This window comes from Desulforhopalus glucosivorans (genome assembly GCF_054397165.1).
The window spans coordinates 2,062,043-2,079,295 of sequence record NZ_AP044854.1 but is presented as its reverse complement, the minus strand read 5'-3'; the positions used below and the strand labels follow the sequence as shown (position 1 = coordinate 2,079,295).

Here is a 17,253-nt window from a genome sequence, read left to right as displayed (position 1 = left end):
AAGAGTGGTCAGGTTGAGGTGAGTGGAGAAAGTGTAAATGCATGTTGTAGATAGTCATACTGAAGGTGAGCCGACCCGAGTAATTTTAAAAGGTGGACCGGATCTTGGTTTCGGATCTTTGGCTGAACGGGCTGAGCAATTGTCCACAGAGCATAAAGATTTATATCGTTCTTTAGTTCTGGAACCATATGGACAGGAGGCAATGGTTGGTGCTTTATTAGTCGAACCTGTTGATCCTCAGTGTGTAACTGGTGTCATCTTTTTCGATGCTGCCGCAGTGCTCGGTATGTGTGGCCACGGAACAATAGGATTGGCAGCGACACTGGCACATATTGGTAAAATTGGAATTGGTACCTATAAGATTGAAACACCTGTCGGTGTTGTAGAAGTCACTTTAAAGGATAAGAATACTGTCTCAGTCACCAATATTGAAAGCTACCGGTTATATAAGGATGTCACCATAGAGGTAGACGGAATAGGTGAGGTGAAAGGTGATGTGTCTTGGGGAGGGAATTGGTTCTTTTTGGTGAATGAAAGCCCTGTTCCTGTTGTTCCTTCCAACATTCGTAGTTTGACAGATACAGCTATAGCTATCAGGGAGGCGGCTATCTCCAGTAATGTTATGGGGGACCATGGTGGTGTCATCGACCATGTCATTCTGTATGGACCGGCCTTGACCGACACAGGACATAGCAGAAATTTTGTATTGTGTCCAGACAACACCTATGACCGTTCTCCATGTGGGACAGGTTGTTCTGCACGTTTAGCGAGTCTTGCCGTTGACGATCTACTTGCACCGGGGGAAGAAATCATCCAGGAAAGCACAATCGGCAGCAGTTATCGATTGAGTTACCAGGCTAGCGGGAATGGCAGTATCCTCCCTACTATCACCGGGCGTGCTTTTGTTACAAAAGAGGCTCAACTTATCTACAATGATGAGGATGAGTTTAAAACCGGTATTGTTTTGTAAACTGATTAAGTCGGGTTTCGATATAGAATTGATTTATGTGGAGTTGGTTCCTCCGCACATGCTCAACTCCGGGTGTAGTTTTCTCGGAGTTGAAGTTTTTTATGTAATGATCGAATACTCTAACCATAATTCCTCAAACATATCGAATTATCGTAACGTTAATCAACAATTTTCAGATAGAGGACAACACCTTGTGCTTTGTGCATTTTCGAGAAGAATAATCCCTGTTTCTATAACATGTAGCGGATGATTCAGAGGTATTGAGCTGCTACACAATTAACCTCTATTCTCTATCAAAAGTTTAGCGGCTCACTGGCGCGATATGTTTAATGTATATCGACCTTCCTGATGTCTGTAGATCCTAATACAAAACAAGCAGCCTGAATTTAGAGACTATCCATGACTCCACGTAACAAAATTCAAACGTTAAAAATGATATACTAAGGTTATTAACGCTCGCTTTTTTCTAAAAAAGAAAAAGGAGGCGGTAAGACTGAACTAATTTCTGCAGCCAACTTCTCAGATTTAAAGTAAAAGTTCTTTTCCGATGAGTATTTGCAAACTGAGTTTGTAGGTACTCAAACCCAACGCTGAACCCAAAATGGTATTGGGCTCAACTCTCATGTTCTCGATTAATAGAACGTGGTTTGCATGGAGCTGAGCTTGCCGCACAACATGTGTACGACAAATACATCAAAGATCTTTCAATAAGTATCATCAAGAGCTCAGGTCGGGTAATTCTCTATTTCCTGCACTTTCTTAAAGGCGAGGGAACCAACCTATATGTCCTGACTCATCAGGATATGGGCAAATTTGTAGATTGCGAACAAGAGCGAGGGCAAAAGACACAGTCCATTGTAAATTATCTGCGAATTCTCTATGCTTTTATCACCTACCTTGTAGAGCAAGATATTTTACCGACAGCAATTCTGGATCGTAAGATACGCTTAAAGCTTCCCGAACCACTCCCCCGTTTTATAACGATCGAGGATTTACAATGTATCCTTTGTGTAATTGGTTCAGATCGAGATCGAGCTCTGATGGCATTACGAATGCCGAAACCTCAACCAAGGCATCCAAAATAAAGTTACCTTAGTTTGATATTTACGTTTATTACCAAGAAACGAAATCATACCCTGTTCATGCTGATGCTGCGTTGTGGGCCTAGAGTTGACGAGGTGGCCAAACTGAGCCCTGATGACATTGACTATATGAATAATCAGATTTTTGTGCGGAGCGGGAAAGGAGGCGAAGATATAGTAGCCTATATCAGCAATGATACTGCAGGTGCTTGCTGGTCAGGCAGCCAACGCAGGAACGAAAAATCTTTTTGGTAGAAAAAGGTACACATAAAGGCAAGCCGATTTCCGTTAGTGGTATTCAAAAGCGTATAGAATACTACTCAAAGAAAAGCGGAATATCTATTTCCTATCACAATTTGCGTCATAGTATGGCAACCCAGTTGCTCAATGCAGGTGCTGATGTAGTTACGCTCCCAGAGTTGTTAGGACACTCGAAAATAGAACAGACGATGCGGTACAGCAAATTATCGAACATGAAGGCTCAACATGATACTACAATGGAGAAAGTGATGAAGAATGACGTTTTTAAATAATGCCAAATCCGCCTCGTCAGGAGTCAGATACTCCGACGAGCATTTTCGAGAGCCCATTCTCGCACTGACTCCCGGCGGGATTACTCTTTGAGATATCTTGACATTTAATCTTGAAATATGAGAAAATGAGATATGTAACAACCTAATAATAAACGAAAAAAAACAGGATTTGTTACGTATGTAGACTGTATATCATTGCTTGATTGCATAAAAGACAATAATAGAAAATCATAAGAAACAGTCTTTACATTTTCATACACTTAAGACCGCTATCACTGCTTTCGTATTGATCATTAAAGGTTGCCTGGTAACTTTCCCAATGCAGAGCTGTTTTCACCGCTATAAGACAATAGCTTCAGTCTTATTCTCATTCAAAGTGAAAAAGGCATTCTGATAGTGTTTCTCGATTCTTTTTAGATTGTAAGAACTGAATATACCTCTTAGCACTCAGGCTAATGATTTGTTCAGGAGGAAAACGGACTTTATTTACAAGGGAAGTGCATTTGTCAAAGATGCCAACGCGACTGGCTATATGGGCATCTGTACCAAACGTGAGCAATCCGCCATAGCTTGCTACTGCTTCAACGAGAGCTATACAATTCTTTTCACTGCCACTGCGTGATGTAGTAAACGAAGAATTATTTACTTCAATTAACACATCATACTCTGCGGCTGCTTTGGCAATTTCCTTTGGTTCAATAGGAAAAAGGGGATTACCACCATGGGCAAATACATCAATGTTTCCTGATGCCATAGCTTTAATTACAGTGTCCGTGTGGATTCTTTTGTTTTTTGCCTCAAAAACAGCGAGATGCAGACTACCTAAGACAATATCCATGCGCTCAAGAACTTCGGGACCTATATCGAGTTCCCCCTGTTCATTTATAATATTGGCCTCTACTCCGCGCAAGATGCCAATACCATCAATAACTCGAGGGATAATACGCATGTTCATAAAATACCAGCGGTGAGGAGCACTTGGCATTGCTGGACCGTGATCAGTAATTGCCAACAGTTTGATATTATTTCTGGCAGCTTCTTCTATGTTTTCCTTAAGGGTACTATAGGCATGACCGCTAGATATCGTGTGTGTATGGCTATCTACTTCAATTTGCATTTCTCGCTCTTCTGGTATTGTATTTTGTAATTCTTGACGTGGAGCTGTAACTATTTGATTTGCATGTTATTTGTTATGTTCTGGAACGTCTTCAGGAGAATGTTACCTGATTGCGTATTGAGCACGTTCTATTAAGGCCAGCTAGAACATCAATATCAAACTCGCCAATCGATTTTGGCTTCATTTCGTGGAGGAATATAACTATATTTATACTTAGGGTAGCCAAGTATCAGAGCAGCATAGACTTCATGATCTTCAGGTAAATTGAGATATTCTAAGATTGGCTGATGAACTTTTGCTGCAGCCATAAAAAAACCAGCCCAACAGCTTCCAAGTCCAAATGCGGGAGCAGCGATTTCCACAGTTGCCATGGCTATAGAACAATCTTCCGTTGGTCTAGGACTCAATTTTGAAGCATGGGCTATTAAGAGACAAGGTGCGTCACGGTGTATCATGTCTTTACCGCCATTGAATGCCTCAACGATCTTTTCAAGCTGGTTATTCTTCTGTAACCATTCGACTACCATGCCAGAAAGAGCGTGGATCTTTTCTGGACTGTTTATGACAATCCAGGATACTGGCTGACCATTGCGGGCAGAGGGTGCCCATCTGGAAATATCGAGTAGAGAATTTAGAACAGGTTGTTCTACAGGTTGTTTTTTATACGATCGTATTGATCGTCTACCTTTAATAAATTGACTCACCTGGTCTTGAGATAATTTGAGATCATTTTGAACCTGTTCGCAATCATTTGTAGAAACGGTGTTGAGAGTGATCGCATTTCCCGGACAAATTGCAATACAGTGTCCGCAATTAATACATGCTTCCTGCGCTCCTTTGGCGAGGACTGGGATCTTATCTTCTCCCTCTAAAAACAGGAGATAGGGGCATTCGGCAATACATAAGCCGTCTTGTTTACACTTTGTTTTATCTATTACAATTGAATTCATATCTGTTTGTCCTGTTGTTTTGCTATCTTAAAATATTGGTGTGGAAGGGTAATAGCAAAAAGGCATGTATCGTTATCCCGATACATGCCTTTTACATCTAAAACATTCTTATTTTCAGATTGCAGCTTACCTCATTAAATCGACAATGAAGAGACAAATTGGCGGGTATAAGGTGACAAGTATCAAAGTGAGTATTTGCACCCCTAAAAACGCCCAGGATTCTCGCATAATATTACCAATTCTTTCTTTGCATATTGGAGCAGCAATCCAGAGTTGCGGTCCCATTGGCGGAGTTACTTCCCCTATTATCGAGCAAAAAATTGCAAGGACACCGTAATGTACAGGATCTATTCCAAGAGCATATACACTTGGCATAAATACCGGCAGTACAATAATTACCATTGGAAAGCTAGAGAAGAAAAAACCCATTACCAGTAGAAGTGCCTGAGCCGCAAGCAGGAACGTTACCGGACCAAAGTTCATTGAAACAACCCATTCTGATATGAGTTGTGGAAGCTCTATGTAACCAAGGACTTTACCAAAAAATTCACCACCAATGACAAGGAAGTAAATCATGCCTGAAAGACGGATTGTTTCGACAATAGAATCCCGGAACTCTTGTTTGCCAAACCCCTTATAAAATACGACAGATATGAAAAGCGAGTAGAAGACGGCAATAGAAGCTGCCTGGGTAGGGGAGAAAAGGCCTGAGTAGATTCCACCAAGGACAATAAGTGGCATCACTAGAACGGGCAATGCTTTGATAAAGGCTTCTTTTTTCTGGGCGGATGTAGAGGTTACTGAAAATTTGTATTTTCGTTTACGAGATATATAGAGAGCAAGCAGACACATGAGAAAGGTGGCAAGCAGACCAGGGCCGATACCTCCCATAAATAAATCAGCAATGGATACTCTATTTGCTGAGCCAAATATAATCAGAAAAACACTCGGGGGAATGACTGCTCCAAGACCTGCTGAAGTAACAGCAAGAGCTGAAGCAAATGGACGACCGTAGCCAGAATCCACCATGAGAGGAACAAATATAGTGCCTATAACCGCAAGGCAGGCAGTTGCAGAACCTGAAATGGACCCTAAGAATGCTGCAAAAATGATGATACCTACAGCAAGTCCACCATGGAATCCACCAACAAGGTAGTTCATGAGATCCCTTAGATATCGCATTCCTTCACATCGGAGAATGATATGTCCTGCAAGGATAAAAAATGGCATGGCCAGCAGTGGATAGCCATTAATTGATAGAAAGAATAACTGAGCGACATTACCCAACGGGAAATCCATGACATATAGCATCATAGCTATGGATCCCATGCTAAATGCCACAGTAAGAGGAGTCCCTATTAGAAATAGAACTGCAATAGAAGCTATTGATAAATACGTTACATAGGTCATAAGATTGTCCGTCTAGAAATTAAGAGCCTAGCAAAAAACTGTGAGAATAAATTGTAAAGATATCAGCCTGTACTGTGTCAAAAGAGTACAGGTCTTTTTACATGTATTCTTCCATTTCAATCTTTGGGGTCATTTTAAGGCGTAATTTTTTTAAAAGGTCATAAAAGGCAAAACATGAAAAAATAAACATGGATATTGGGACACAGATTTCTACCCACCAGCTTGGTATAGGGATAGAGCGTGGATAGGTAGTACCAAACTGATAGAGTTTGCTTACGGAAATACATCCACTCACAGTTATAATGATACCAAATGCAAGCGTGATCAGGGCATTGAGTACAAGTATTATTTTTTGAGTAAGACCTCTCAGATGGATAGTTATTGCATCGATGGATACATGCTCATTATCTAAAAGAATTGGCCCGGTAACCATGAGTGTGGACCAGATCGTACACCAAATTGGTATGTCGTACATCAGATCAATTGTGGATGAAAAAAACACTCTAGTGACTATTTCTATGAAGTTCACTGAAACGCCGACAAAGAATACGCATGCCCAAAATGTTATCCAAACATTGATTACTTTTCTAAGACGAGGATGGACTGAGTAAAATGAAGTCTGTGTGAATCCTTTGTCAGGCTCTTGGCTTTCTTTTTCTGCCACTGTTTTATCCTTAACCACAGGTCATTCTCCATCAATTAATTGTTAAATCAGTTATCTCACTTCAGTAACCTAAACCAGGTAATTGTTTACCCAGCTGTTGTGACAATTACGTCAACTTCAAGTAAAGGCTTGTAAGTCAGGACTCCGTTTAAATGAAGTCCTGACTTAATACCTCATCCTATCAGTGTTGAGGACTTATTTGAACTCTAACCTACATAGATCTCGTTGACTCGACTGCATCAATGAGTTCTTTTGGTGAATCTTTGGTAAAGTCAGCACCAACTTCCAACAACATATTTTTCCATTTGGTATTTTCATCAGGATTCATATCTTCTCGGATAGTTCCTTTAGGCATTGTTCCCCAGTTAGCGATCATATCTTTCTCTTGACGATCTAACTCTTGGTAAACCGAGGGAGTTTCAAATGCGTAGGTGAAGACTTCTTTTGAAACATCGTCAAGACCATCCCACCAGTCAGCATTAACCACGATTGCCATTGGTGAAATTGCCCAGGTGATTGGGACTAGATGCTTAGAGTAGCGAGGTAAATCGTAGTATGGGGATGCTTGGATCTCACTAATTAAACCATCAATCATGTGTGTTTGCATGGCTGAAACTACCTCAGTGTAAGGTAGAGCAATAGGGGTAGCACCAAACTTCTTAAGGGCTTGGGCGTATCCCTGAGCACCATTATAGCGAATTTTGAGCCCTTTGACGTCCTCAACGCTATTGATAGGTTTGCTGGTAAAGAGCATGAAGCTACCAAGATTGGCGGTCCATTTAACAATTTTAACCTTTTGCTTGGTCTCAAGCTCTTTGACCATTTTTTGCCATGGTTCTGTTTTAACTGTACGTAGGAAGTGCTCAAAATCGTCAAACAGACCAGGGGTAGTAGTTATTTTCCAGTTTGGATTAAACTGCTCGAGGAAGGATGGCGCCGAATAGGTCATCTGAACTGCCCCGGTTGCCACAGCGTTGAGGCAATCATTGGGAGAAGAGTAGACGTTTGTCACCATTTTAAATTCATGTTTACCCTTAATGGAAGGCAATTCCATATAGAATTTCAGAACACCAAGAAAGGGATAATTGCCAACATATTCAGTACCCATTCCAAGCAGGCGGAAGGGTGATACATCGGCATATTTAACAACGCTCTTTGCCTGCACTGATGATGAGATGAAAATCGATGTGACTAAAGCCGCCGCTAAAGCTATTTTTTTGATTCCTTTCTGCAATAACATGTTGCCTCCTTCGAAGATGAAAAACGATAAATATAATTCATAAGAGTTATTCTGATGATATTCTACTACCTGGACATCTGATTAGCGAGTGACCCTCCTTATTGTTTTAGATGAAAACTGTCTCGTTAAAGCTAAAAAATTTCTCACCTAGACTTTTTCTCCTGTCATTAATCAGTGAATAGCCTTTCTTGTCATTTTTCCTCAATGTTAGATTTGTATCTGAGCCGCTTCGGCTTAGATATAGGTCCGGTTTGAAAACGGCAAATTCATCTTGAATGAGTAAAAAGCGTGTTCATTAAAACGATTTTTCCGGTACCTAAGGTTTCAGTTTGCTTAAGAACTACCGTATCGGTTTTCTTGTAAATTGTCGATGTTTTTTTTTAAATAATTGTGCCGAATAATCATTTACTATGATCTTTATTGAAGTAAAATGTAATAAATACAGTTATTTGTGATCCATGGTAAAAATAAAAAAATATTATTGATTAGAAAAAAATGAGACCTAAGGCCTCAGTTGGGCTGAGGTGTTTGTTTGAGAAAATTCTTTCAACACATGATACGAAACAAAAAAATATTGACACGAAAACTGCCCACTGGTACCTTAGGCCTTAGGCTCTGTTTGAGATTAATTGTTGGGGTGGGTTTTACATCGTAAGTTGAATAACACCATGTAGTAAGGTGAAAAGGGGAATTGAAAATGAGGCTAGGTAGGGATGCTCGCTGTGTAATCTTTGATATGGATGGTGTGCTTTTGAATACAGAGCCAATGTATGATAGGGCAACAAATAAGATTGCTTCACGCTTTGATAGACAGCTTACCTGGGAAGTTAAAGCACAAACCCTTGGTCGAGATTATTGGGAAGGTGCAAACATTATTGTGGATGGACTTGGTTTACCGATAAGTGCTAAACAGTTTTTTGATGAAAGAGCTGAAATCTTGAATGACTGGTATCCAGATACTGAACCAGTTAAGGGGGCTCCTGAGTTCACAAGATTCTTAGGAGAGAAAGGTATTCCAATGGGTGTAGCAACCAGCTCTCCCTTTAATCATTTCAATATGAAAACTAGCAAAAAACATACAGAATGGTTCAACACATTTAGAACCATAGTAACGGGTGATGATCCTCAGGTAAAAAAGTTGAAACCAGCACCAGATATATTTCTTGCAGCCGCTGAAAGAATGGAAGCTGCTCCAGAGGATTGCGTGGTTTTTGAGGATGCTCCTGCAGGTGTTGAGGCGGCATTAGCTGCAGGGATGCAGGTTATCGCTCTACCGGATAAAGAGATGGATCGAAATATGGTGAAAAGCGCCACGCTCATAATAAATAGTTATTCAGAAATACAACAGATGGATATATGGTAATGGGTCTTTTGTGCGGTGGAGTAAAGTAGTGTTGTAAGGTTTGACGGGCAAACGAGTACTGGGAGCAAGTATTGTTCACTTTCTCAAGTAAAGCTTCTTATGTAGGGGTGAGAGGGCTTTTCTAAGGGAAGAGAAAAATCAGGATAAACATGAGTTTTCAGTGTTCCCCAACATTGTGGCGAGTGTTGTTTTCATTCTTGTACTCGTTTGCCGGGCAAACCACTATAGTTAAGTAGGAAAGTCGTTCAAAGTAGCGTGATCTTCGTTTGCTCTCATATTTGATGTTATTGAGGTCTCCTTAGAGAAGGTACCCCCTAACCTTTTCGATCCGTGTCAGGTTGGGCCTGTTTCCTTCCTGACACATTTTTCCATCAAGCTTTCAATTCTGTTAACCAACTCAACACATCTAATGTAATGTTTTTTTTAGCAATTCACAAATTCTTAACAACATAACACAAGGGAGTTAGCATGCCTTATTTTAAAATTGAAACAAATCTACAGTTAGGTGATGCAGAAGTGAAAAATTTTGTCCAAAAATCATCAAGATTTATGGCTGAACTACTACAGAAACCTGAAAAATGGGTAATGGTTTCATACGGTCAATCTAACTCTATGTCCTTTAACGCGAGTAACTCCTCCTGTGCGTATCTCACAATTAAAAGCATCGGGTTGGATGTTGCTGCATGCACCGAGTTATCAAGTAAAATATGCACATATATTGAAGGGGAAACTGGGATTAACCCTGACAGGATGTATCTCGATTTTCAGGTGCTTGAAAGAGAGCAATTTGGCTGGAATGGCAAAACCTTTTAGCTTGTGCCTGCAACAGTTCGCGTTTCAGGTTGTAGATAGGTTCTGTTACAGGTTTTAGGAAGACATTGTGTGTCAATTAACCGAAAGTTTTCATCTCATTATCAAGAGGTGAGAGGATTGCGAAGATGCCGAGAACTAAAATTGTATGTACCATTGGTCCTGCAAGTGAATCACCTGAGATTTTAGAAGAAATGATTCTTGGGGGGATGAATGTCGCAAGATTGAATTTCTCTCATGGATCTCATGAAGAACACAAAGCAAAGATTACAAATATTCGTCGAATCTCAGACAGTTTGGGAAAGCATATTGCCATATTGCAAGATCTGTGTGGTCCGAAAATTCGTATCGGGACAATCCCTGAGCCAGGCATTCAACTTTTGCCAGATCAGTATATTACCCTGACAAGTGATCCCGTTGAGGGCTCCCTTAAAAGAGTGTCAGTCTCATACAAGGATTTACCGGCAGAGGTTAACAGTGGCGATACTCTGCTGCTTGCTGACGGTCTCATAGAGCTTGAGGTGGTGCGTGCCAGTAGCAACGAGGTGTATTGTAAAATAGTTATCGGAGGTTATCTGACCTCGAATAAGGGCATTAATCTTCCAAGCGGCTCACTCAATACGCCCTCTTTAACTCAAAAAGATCTCATTGATCTAGAATTTGGCTTAGCCAACGATGTAGATTTTATTGCCCTATCATTTGTCAGGTCTGCTCAAGACATATATGATTTAAAAGATCGTATTGCACAAAAGAATAAGACAACCCCAGTCATTGCAAAAATTGAAAAGCATGAGGCGATTTCGAACATTGATGAAATCATGGATGCTTGCGATGGTATTATGGTTGCCCGTGGAGACTTAGGTGTTGAGGTGCCTCTAGAAAAAATTCCTCTTATTCAAAAGAAGCTAATTAAAAAAGCAAATTCCTTAGGAAAACCAGTGATAATAGCAACCCAGATGTTGCGTTCAATGGTTGATTCGCCAAGACCAACTCGGGCCGAAGTTACCGACGTAGCCAATGGAGTTTTAGATGGTACCGATGCAGTAATGTTATCAGAGGAGTCAGCTAGTGGTAAGTATCCGGTAGATGCAGTGCATTACCTGAAGCGAATAGCTGAAACCACAGAACAAGATTTTCCTCATGACAGGTACCTGCAGTCTATACCACATGAAAACACCTCAGAGTGTGTTGCTCAAGCAACATGTGTCTTGGCCGAGAGGCTTCATGCTGACGCAATAATTACTCCTACTCGTTCGGGGAGGACTGCTATGCATATCGCTCGCTTTAGACCGAGATATCCAATAATCGCCTTGTCCCCTGAGACTAAAGTCATACGGTCCCTGGCTCTCTATTGGGGATGCTATGGAAGTCTTGTTGAGCATTCAACGGATAGTGACAAAATGTTTGATAGTGCCCCTATTTCAGCATTGAAAACCGGAAAGGTGACTAAAGGCGATAAACTTGTGGTGACGGGAGGCAGCCCTGGTTGGGTTGCAGGTACAACAAATACAGTTCAAGTGTTAGATTTGTAGTGGTATCAAATCATTATGCCAAAGCCCTGGTAAACGAGATGTGTACCTTCATGAATTCACGTAAAAAGAAACGAAAAGATCACCAAAGAGTATTTGAAGTGCACAAGAATAAAAGCAAACCAGAAGAAAACAGAGGAGTATAAATATGACTATTAAAGTTGGGATTAACGGATTTGGACGTATCGGTAGAAGTATTTTCAGAGCAGCAGTTATGGATAAGGAGTTTCAAAACATCGAAATTGTCGCAATCAACGATTTGACGGATACCAAAACGCTGGCACATCTACTGAAGTACGACTCTGTCATGGGTACTCTGAATTCTGAAGTGATTGCGGAAGATGATTGTATTATTGTTGATGGGCGAAGGGTTCAGGTTACCAGTCATCGAAGCCCTGCTGATATTCCTTGGGGTGCAACAGGAGTGGATTATGTTGCAGAATGTACTGGTTTGTTTAGGGATATGGAGTCTGCTAAACAACATATAGATGGCGGAGCATCCAAGGTCATTATTTCCGCACCGGCAAAAGCTGGGGTAAAGACCTTTGTGATGGGCGTTAATGAGGATGACTACGAAGCCACTGAACACCATGTCGTTTCTAATGCCAGCTGCACAACAAACTGTTTGGCACCTTTCGCGAAAGTTATTCTTGATAAATTCGGCATAAAAACTGGTTTGATGACCACTGTACATGCCTACACTGGAGATCAGTGTCTTCTCGATGCGCCACACTCTGATCCACGAAGGGCACGTAGTGCTGCCCTATCGATGATTCCAACGAAAACTGGTGCCGCGTCCGCCGTTGCTTTGGTTATTCCGGAACTGCAAGGTAAATTTGACGGTCTTGCTGTACGAGTGCCAACGCCAAATGTATCACTTGTTGATGCCGTAATGGAGGTTGAGAAAGAAACAACTGTAGAAGAAGTAAATAATGCTCTTAAAGAAGCAGCTGACAGGTATCTGGGGTATACAGACTTGCCGCTTGTCTCTATTGACTTTCAAGGGTCAAGTTACTCTTCAGTCATTGATGCCCAGTCAACTAAGGTGATTGGCAAAACGGTTAAGGTTATGAGCTGGTATGACAACGAGTGGGGCTACTCTAACCGTATGCTCGATCTTATGCTTTATATGGATAGCTGCAAAACTATTTAGCGTAGCTTCGTAACATTCTAGGGGTATGCTCCTGTTTTACTTCGCATTGAAGTAGGAGGACGTATCGGCAGAATTTCCGCACACCTAGAGCCTTCATAACGTTTTATGGAGGCTTCCTTTCCAGGACAGACTTTTCATCTACTTACATCATCTGGAGGCCAATTATGTCCAAAATTAGAAATATTCATGCACGTGAGGTACTCGATTCTCGAGGAAATCCGACCTTGGCAGTGGAGGTTACTCTTGAAAATGGAGTGACAGGAACCGCTATGGTTCCGTCAGGCGCCTCTACCGGACAAAAAGAAGCGCTGGAGTTACGGGACGGAGATAATAACAGATATGGTGGCAAGGGTGTTTTAAAGGCTGTAGAAAATGTGAATACTGTCATTTTTGAGACTTTACGGGGAATGGACGCAAGAGAGCAGGTGAAAATTGATAACACAATGCTCGTTCTAGATGGAAGCCCTAATAAAAGCGCACTCGGAGCCAACGCAATACTTGGGGTATCTCTTGCGACTGCACATGCAGCGTCAAATTTTCTTGAAATTCCTCTGTACCAATATATAGGGGGAATCAATGCTAAGAATATGCCTGTACCCATGATGAATATAATTAATGGCGGGGCACATTCTGATGCGCCAATTGATTTTCAGGAGTTTATGATTCGGCCTGTTGGAGCATCGTCCTTTAAAGAGGCTCTCAGGATAGGAGCCGAGGTGTTCCATTCCTTAAAAAATGTCCTGATTAAAGAGAATTTGAGTACTGCTGTGGGTGATGAGGGTGGATTTGCGCCTGAGCTCGAAGGAGTAGATGATGCACTAGATATAATTTGCGAAGCTATTACAGTTGCAGGGTATCAACCTGGACGAAAAGAGGAGGGGGGGGAGGTTTCAATTGCCCTTGATATTGCAGCAAGTGAATTTTATAGAGATGGAAAATATCATTTTATAAAAGAGGGCAAAGGGGTTGTGAAAACATCTGAACAGATGGTTGAGTATCTAGCATTTCTAGCGGAACGTTACCCGATTGACTCCATTGAAGATGGCATGGATGAAAATGATTGGGCCGGTTGGAAACTTTTGACAGAAAGGCTTGGGGATCGTGTACAGATTGTTGGTGATGATTTACTGGTCACGAATGTTGAGTATCTAGAGCGAGCTATTCAAGAAAAAGCTGGAAATTCTATTTTAATTAAAGTCAATCAGATTGGGACACTTACAGAGACATTGGACGCTATCGAAATGGCTCATAAGGCTGGTTGGTCTGCGGTTGTAAGTCATAGATCCGGTGAGACAGAAGATACAACAATTGCGGATATCGCTGTTGCATTAAATACCGGTCAAATAAAAACAGGTTCCTTGAGTCGGACTGACCGTGTATGCAAATATAATAGATTGTTATGGATCGAAGAAAAACTAGGAAAAAATTCTTTGTATGGGGCGTAGCATCGTAAATAAAAAGGTGTCTTTACATATCGAAGACACCTACAGCTTTTTTCCTTAATTGTTACAAAGTAACTCTTTAAAAAGACTACAAAGATTAATTTTTTGTTGTAAACACTATCTCTCATCGATTGTCAGGTATTTTTCCTTGATTCGTAAATGAACATCTTTAATAAAGCTGCCTGCTTCAAGAGCATTGCCTTTTTCGAGAATTTCTAAAAATTCTAAATGCTCATTGTAATTCTCCTCCCTCCATCCAGTACCATATTTTTTTCGCGGAAAGTCAAAAAGTACCTGCCTCTGTTTTTTGATGATGTCGACCATTCTTTTATTGTTGGAGAGATCAAGGTACACATTATGGAAGTTGATGTTTTCCATATAATACTTGTGATTATCTTTATTGTGGTAGGAGGTGTACATCTTCTTATTAATACTGTGCATCTTCTTCAGTTGTGCTTTTCCTATGGAGTCGAACACAGAGAGGATAGTCGAATACTCGAGACTACCTAAAATCTCATAAATGTATTTAACATCAGTCCAGGCTAAAGCGTTAATTTCTACACCTCGTTGAGGCAATATAGTTACAAAACCATCAGCTTGAAGTTGAAGGAAAGCTTCACGAAGAGGTGTTTGGCTTACTCCTAATTCTTCTATGAGCTTCTTTTTTGAGACGATACTGCCAGGCTGTAAAATTCCTTTGCTCATCTGAACGCGGATGTAGTCATAAACCTGGTCTCGCACTAAACTTCGATTAACCATAACGAAATTCCATATGAAATATATTTAAATGATAAAGACTGTAATCTTCAGTCATTATTATCTTTATAAGATCTGATAAATCTTAGACCATTCTTTTACGTCTGTTGCAAGTAACACCTGTCATGTTTCATACAGTAGTAAGACGTTGAACCTTATACAACACATTCAAGCTGTTACTCAAAGAACAAAGAGTCTGCTCCTGTAAAGCCAATGTCATTTCAGTATTCTTTTAGAAGAGCTCAAAGCTAAACCCCCCTAGATAGAGCAGAGAACTATACAATACTACTCAACTCATTGCAGAAACAGCTTGTAAGACCGACAAAGAGATGGAGGCTGATGTCAGGGGCTTGTACACAGTAGCACTAAACATACTCGACTTAGGTTCCACTTGCTACTCCATATACCCTATAAGTAATAGCAGAATTTGTCGATATAATTATCCTAAATTCTGACCTAAGGCCTCAGTTTATTCTCGGGATAGTAAAAATAAAACAAGTGAATACGGATGTATATGCTAAAAATACTTTTGTTAAATTTAAATTTATTGACAGTTGCAATGCCAACTGATACCTTAGGTGTTAGATCTAAGGTGTTAGTTTCGCTTTGCGCGAAATGATTCCTTCAATTCTTTTGACCAGGATGGGGGCAGATGGGTGTAAAGAAAAGATGAAAGCTAATGTCTAAAGATCGGATGGCACTAACGGAATCTGAATGCTGCTGAACTCAGATTCAAGCTAAATACATGATGAATTGAAAAAATGACATAGCGCAGCTTAACGATAGTTAAAAACAATATTGGTGTAGTTGTAGTAGGGACTGTTAAACAGCTGCCTTAAATTTTTACCTATCCATAAAAAAGATCAACTCTCGTTTCGGTTGCAGCTTTGGTTGGTAGATCATTACGTTGCTGAGTCGGGAGATTATCCATGATGTGGGCGTGCAGTATGAACGTCGTTTTTAAAATTCCGCAGCAAAGGGCCGGTCTACTTTTATTGCCTGGGTAGTAGGTCCCTGTGGTTTTTCCACAAAACAATAGATAGGTAAAACACATGTTTGCCAGTGCACTGGCAGTGTAGGCTCAATCATTCCAACTATATACGAGTAAGAGGAATCAGGGATGGAGAACATTTTTATTTCACCAGGAAGATATTGTCAGGGGCCAGGTCTTATACATAAGGTTGGCGAAAAAATATCAAAATTCGGTGATAGCTGTATGGTGATTGGCGATGAATTTGTCTTTAGTTTTGCCAAGTATAAAATTGAGAAAAGTCTTGGTAAGAGTGGAGTAAAAGCCGTTTTTGAGACTTTTGGCAATGAGTGCAGTAGAGATGAAATTAAAAGACTCAAAGACAGAGCAAGTCAAACATCCTCAGAGATAATTGTTGCTGTAGGCGGGGGTAAGACGCAGGATACTGCAAAAGCAGTAGCCTATGAGTTGAATTGCCCCTGTGTCATTGTACCTACTATAGCGTCCACAGATGCTCCAACATCAAGTCTTGCTGTTATATACACCCCTAACCACGAACATGAAGCTGTTCTTTTTCTACCCCGCAACCCAGATTTGGTTGTTGTTGATACTGAGATCATAGCTGCAGCCCCCGCACGTTTTCTGGTAGCAGGGATGGGGGATGCGATCGCTACAAAATACGAAGCAGAAGCCTGCTTTGCATCTGGGGCGAAAAATTTCCAGGGTAGTAGGTGTACACTAACCGCGCTGACACTATCACAGTTCTGTCACTCAATTTTGATGGACCATGGAATTGCGGCAAAAATGGCTGCTGACGAGAATCTTCTCACGCCTTCTGTAGAAAAAGTGATTGAAGCAAATATTCTTCTCAGTGGCTTAGGTTTTGAAAATGGTGGCGAAGCTATAGCGCATTCTTTTGCTGGTGGTGTAAGCCTTATTTCCGCATGTCACTCTGCTCTACATGGTGAAAAAGTGGCGGTAGGGCTGATGGTTCAACTTCTTATGGAAGACAGACCACTGGAAGAAATTTACGAGCTTATGGCATTTTATCGTGCCATAGGTCTCCCCATCAGCCTTGCTGAAATTGGTTGGGAAAATCCTTCTGATGAGGAGCTTGGCGAGGTTGCTGCCCGAATGTGTCGAGTAGGTTCTATAGCGCACAACATGCCTTTTGAAGTGAACGAAACACTCGTAGTTAACACCCTTAAATATCTGGAATGTTTGGATACATCAGCTAAGCACACCATGCTTAGTTAATCAGGAG

16 protein-coding genes are annotated in these 17,253 nt (G+C 40.9%); 10 read left to right on the top strand and 6 right to left on the bottom strand.

Annotated features, from left to right (window positions below; genetic code table 11):
• Window positions 1-37: 37 nt before the first annotated feature.
• From ACX6CI_RS08960 to ACX6CI_RS08945, 4 genes are all read left to right on the top strand, one after another.
• The gene (locus ACX6CI_RS08960; protein WP_458777815.1) at window positions 38-970 is read left to right on the top strand and encodes a 4-hydroxyproline epimerase; all 933 of its coding nucleotides are present in this window, start codon (window positions 38-40) and stop codon (window positions 968-970) included.
• 647 nt (window positions 971-1,617) lie between these two features.
• Window positions 1,618-2,055, top strand: coding sequence for a hypothetical protein (locus ACX6CI_RS08955; protein ID WP_458777814.1), 438 nt, complete (start codon window positions 1,618-1,620; stop codon window positions 2,053-2,055).
• 12 nt (window positions 2,056-2,067) lie between these two features.
• A complete protein-coding gene (locus ACX6CI_RS08950; RefSeq protein WP_458777813.1) occupies window positions 2,068-2,307 on the top strand; it encodes a tyrosine-type recombinase/integrase in 240 nt (79 codons plus the stop codon).
• The gene (locus tag ACX6CI_RS08945; protein ID WP_458777812.1) at window positions 2,262-2,585 is read left to right on the top strand and encodes a tyrosine-type recombinase/integrase; all 324 of its coding nucleotides are present in this window, start codon (window positions 2,262-2,264) and stop codon (window positions 2,583-2,585) included. Before ACX6CI_RS08950 ends, ACX6CI_RS08945 begins: the two co-directional genes overlap by 46 nt.
• Before the next feature lie 367 nt (window positions 2,586-2,952).
• On the opposite strand, the gene ACX6CI_RS08940 is transcribed toward ACX6CI_RS08945, so the two are convergent.
• The 5 genes from ACX6CI_RS08940 to ACX6CI_RS08920 form a co-directional block, all read right to left on the bottom strand.
• On the bottom strand, window positions 2,953-3,702 hold the full coding sequence (locus ACX6CI_RS08940) for a PHP domain-containing protein (RefSeq protein ID WP_458777811.1): 750 nt from the start codon (window positions 3,700-3,702) through the stop codon (window positions 2,953-2,955).
• 155 nt (window positions 3,703-3,857) lie between these two features.
• The gene (locus ACX6CI_RS08935) at window positions 3,858-4,652 is read right to left on the bottom strand and encodes a nitroreductase family protein (RefSeq protein WP_458777810.1); all 795 of its coding nucleotides are present in this window, start codon (window positions 4,650-4,652) and stop codon (window positions 3,858-3,860) included.
• 126 nt (window positions 4,653-4,778) lie between these two features.
• Window positions 4,779-6,062, bottom strand: coding sequence for a TRAP transporter large permease (locus tag ACX6CI_RS08930; protein ID WP_458777809.1), 1,284 nt, complete (start codon window positions 6,060-6,062; stop codon window positions 4,779-4,781).
• A gap of 97 nt (window positions 6,063-6,159) precedes the next feature.
• Window positions 6,160-6,744, bottom strand: a complete 585-nt coding sequence (locus tag ACX6CI_RS08925; RefSeq protein ID WP_458777808.1) for a TRAP transporter small permease — start codon at window positions 6,742-6,744, stop codon at window positions 6,160-6,162.
• 193 nt (window positions 6,745-6,937) lie between these two features.
• Window positions 6,938-7,966, bottom strand: coding sequence for a TRAP transporter substrate-binding protein (locus ACX6CI_RS08920; RefSeq protein ID WP_458777807.1), 1,029 nt, complete (start codon window positions 7,964-7,966; stop codon window positions 6,938-6,940).
• Between the two features lie 697 nt (window positions 7,967-8,663).
• On the opposite strand from ACX6CI_RS08920, the gene ACX6CI_RS08915 reads away from it, so the two are divergent.
• From ACX6CI_RS08915 to eno, 5 genes are all read left to right on the top strand, one after another.
• On the top strand, window positions 8,664-9,329 hold the full coding sequence (locus ACX6CI_RS08915) for an HAD-IA family hydrolase (protein WP_458777806.1): 666 nt from the start codon (window positions 8,664-8,666) through the stop codon (window positions 9,327-9,329).
• Window positions 9,330-9,797: 468 nt separating this feature from the next.
• Window positions 9,798-10,142 carry a phenylpyruvate tautomerase MIF-related protein gene (locus ACX6CI_RS08910; RefSeq protein ID WP_458777805.1) on the top strand — a complete coding sequence of 115 codons (345 nt, stop codon included), beginning with the start codon at window positions 9,798-9,800 and terminating at the stop codon, window positions 10,140-10,142.
• A gap of 125 nt (window positions 10,143-10,267) precedes the next feature.
• Complete coding sequence (gene pyk, locus ACX6CI_RS08905) at window positions 10,268-11,671, top strand: pyruvate kinase (RefSeq protein ID WP_458777804.1); 1,404 nt, start codon at window positions 10,268-10,270, stop codon at window positions 11,669-11,671.
• 145 nt (window positions 11,672-11,816) lie between these two features.
• Complete coding sequence (gap, locus tag ACX6CI_RS08900; RefSeq protein WP_458777803.1) at window positions 11,817-12,821, top strand: type I glyceraldehyde-3-phosphate dehydrogenase; 1,005 nt, start codon at window positions 11,817-11,819, stop codon at window positions 12,819-12,821.
• Window positions 12,822-12,985: 164 nt separating this feature from the next.
• On the top strand, window positions 12,986-14,266 hold the full coding sequence (gene eno / locus ACX6CI_RS08895) for a phosphopyruvate hydratase (protein WP_458777802.1): 1,281 nt from the start codon (window positions 12,986-12,988) through the stop codon (window positions 14,264-14,266).
• 114 nt (window positions 14,267-14,380) lie between these two features.
• On the opposite strand, the gene ACX6CI_RS08890 is transcribed toward eno, so the two are convergent.
• Window positions 14,381-15,022 (bottom strand): GntR family transcriptional regulator, encoded by a 642-nt coding sequence (locus ACX6CI_RS08890; RefSeq protein ID WP_458777801.1) that lies wholly within the window; start codon window positions 15,020-15,022, stop codon window positions 14,381-14,383.
• 1,117 nt (window positions 15,023-16,139) lie between these two features.
• Here ACX6CI_RS08890 and ACX6CI_RS08885 point away from each other — a divergent pair.
• Window positions 16,140-17,246, top strand: coding sequence for a glycerol dehydrogenase (locus tag ACX6CI_RS08885; RefSeq protein WP_458777800.1), 1,107 nt, complete (start codon window positions 16,140-16,142; stop codon window positions 17,244-17,246).
• The last annotated feature ends 7 nt before the right edge of the window (window positions 17,247-17,253 follow it).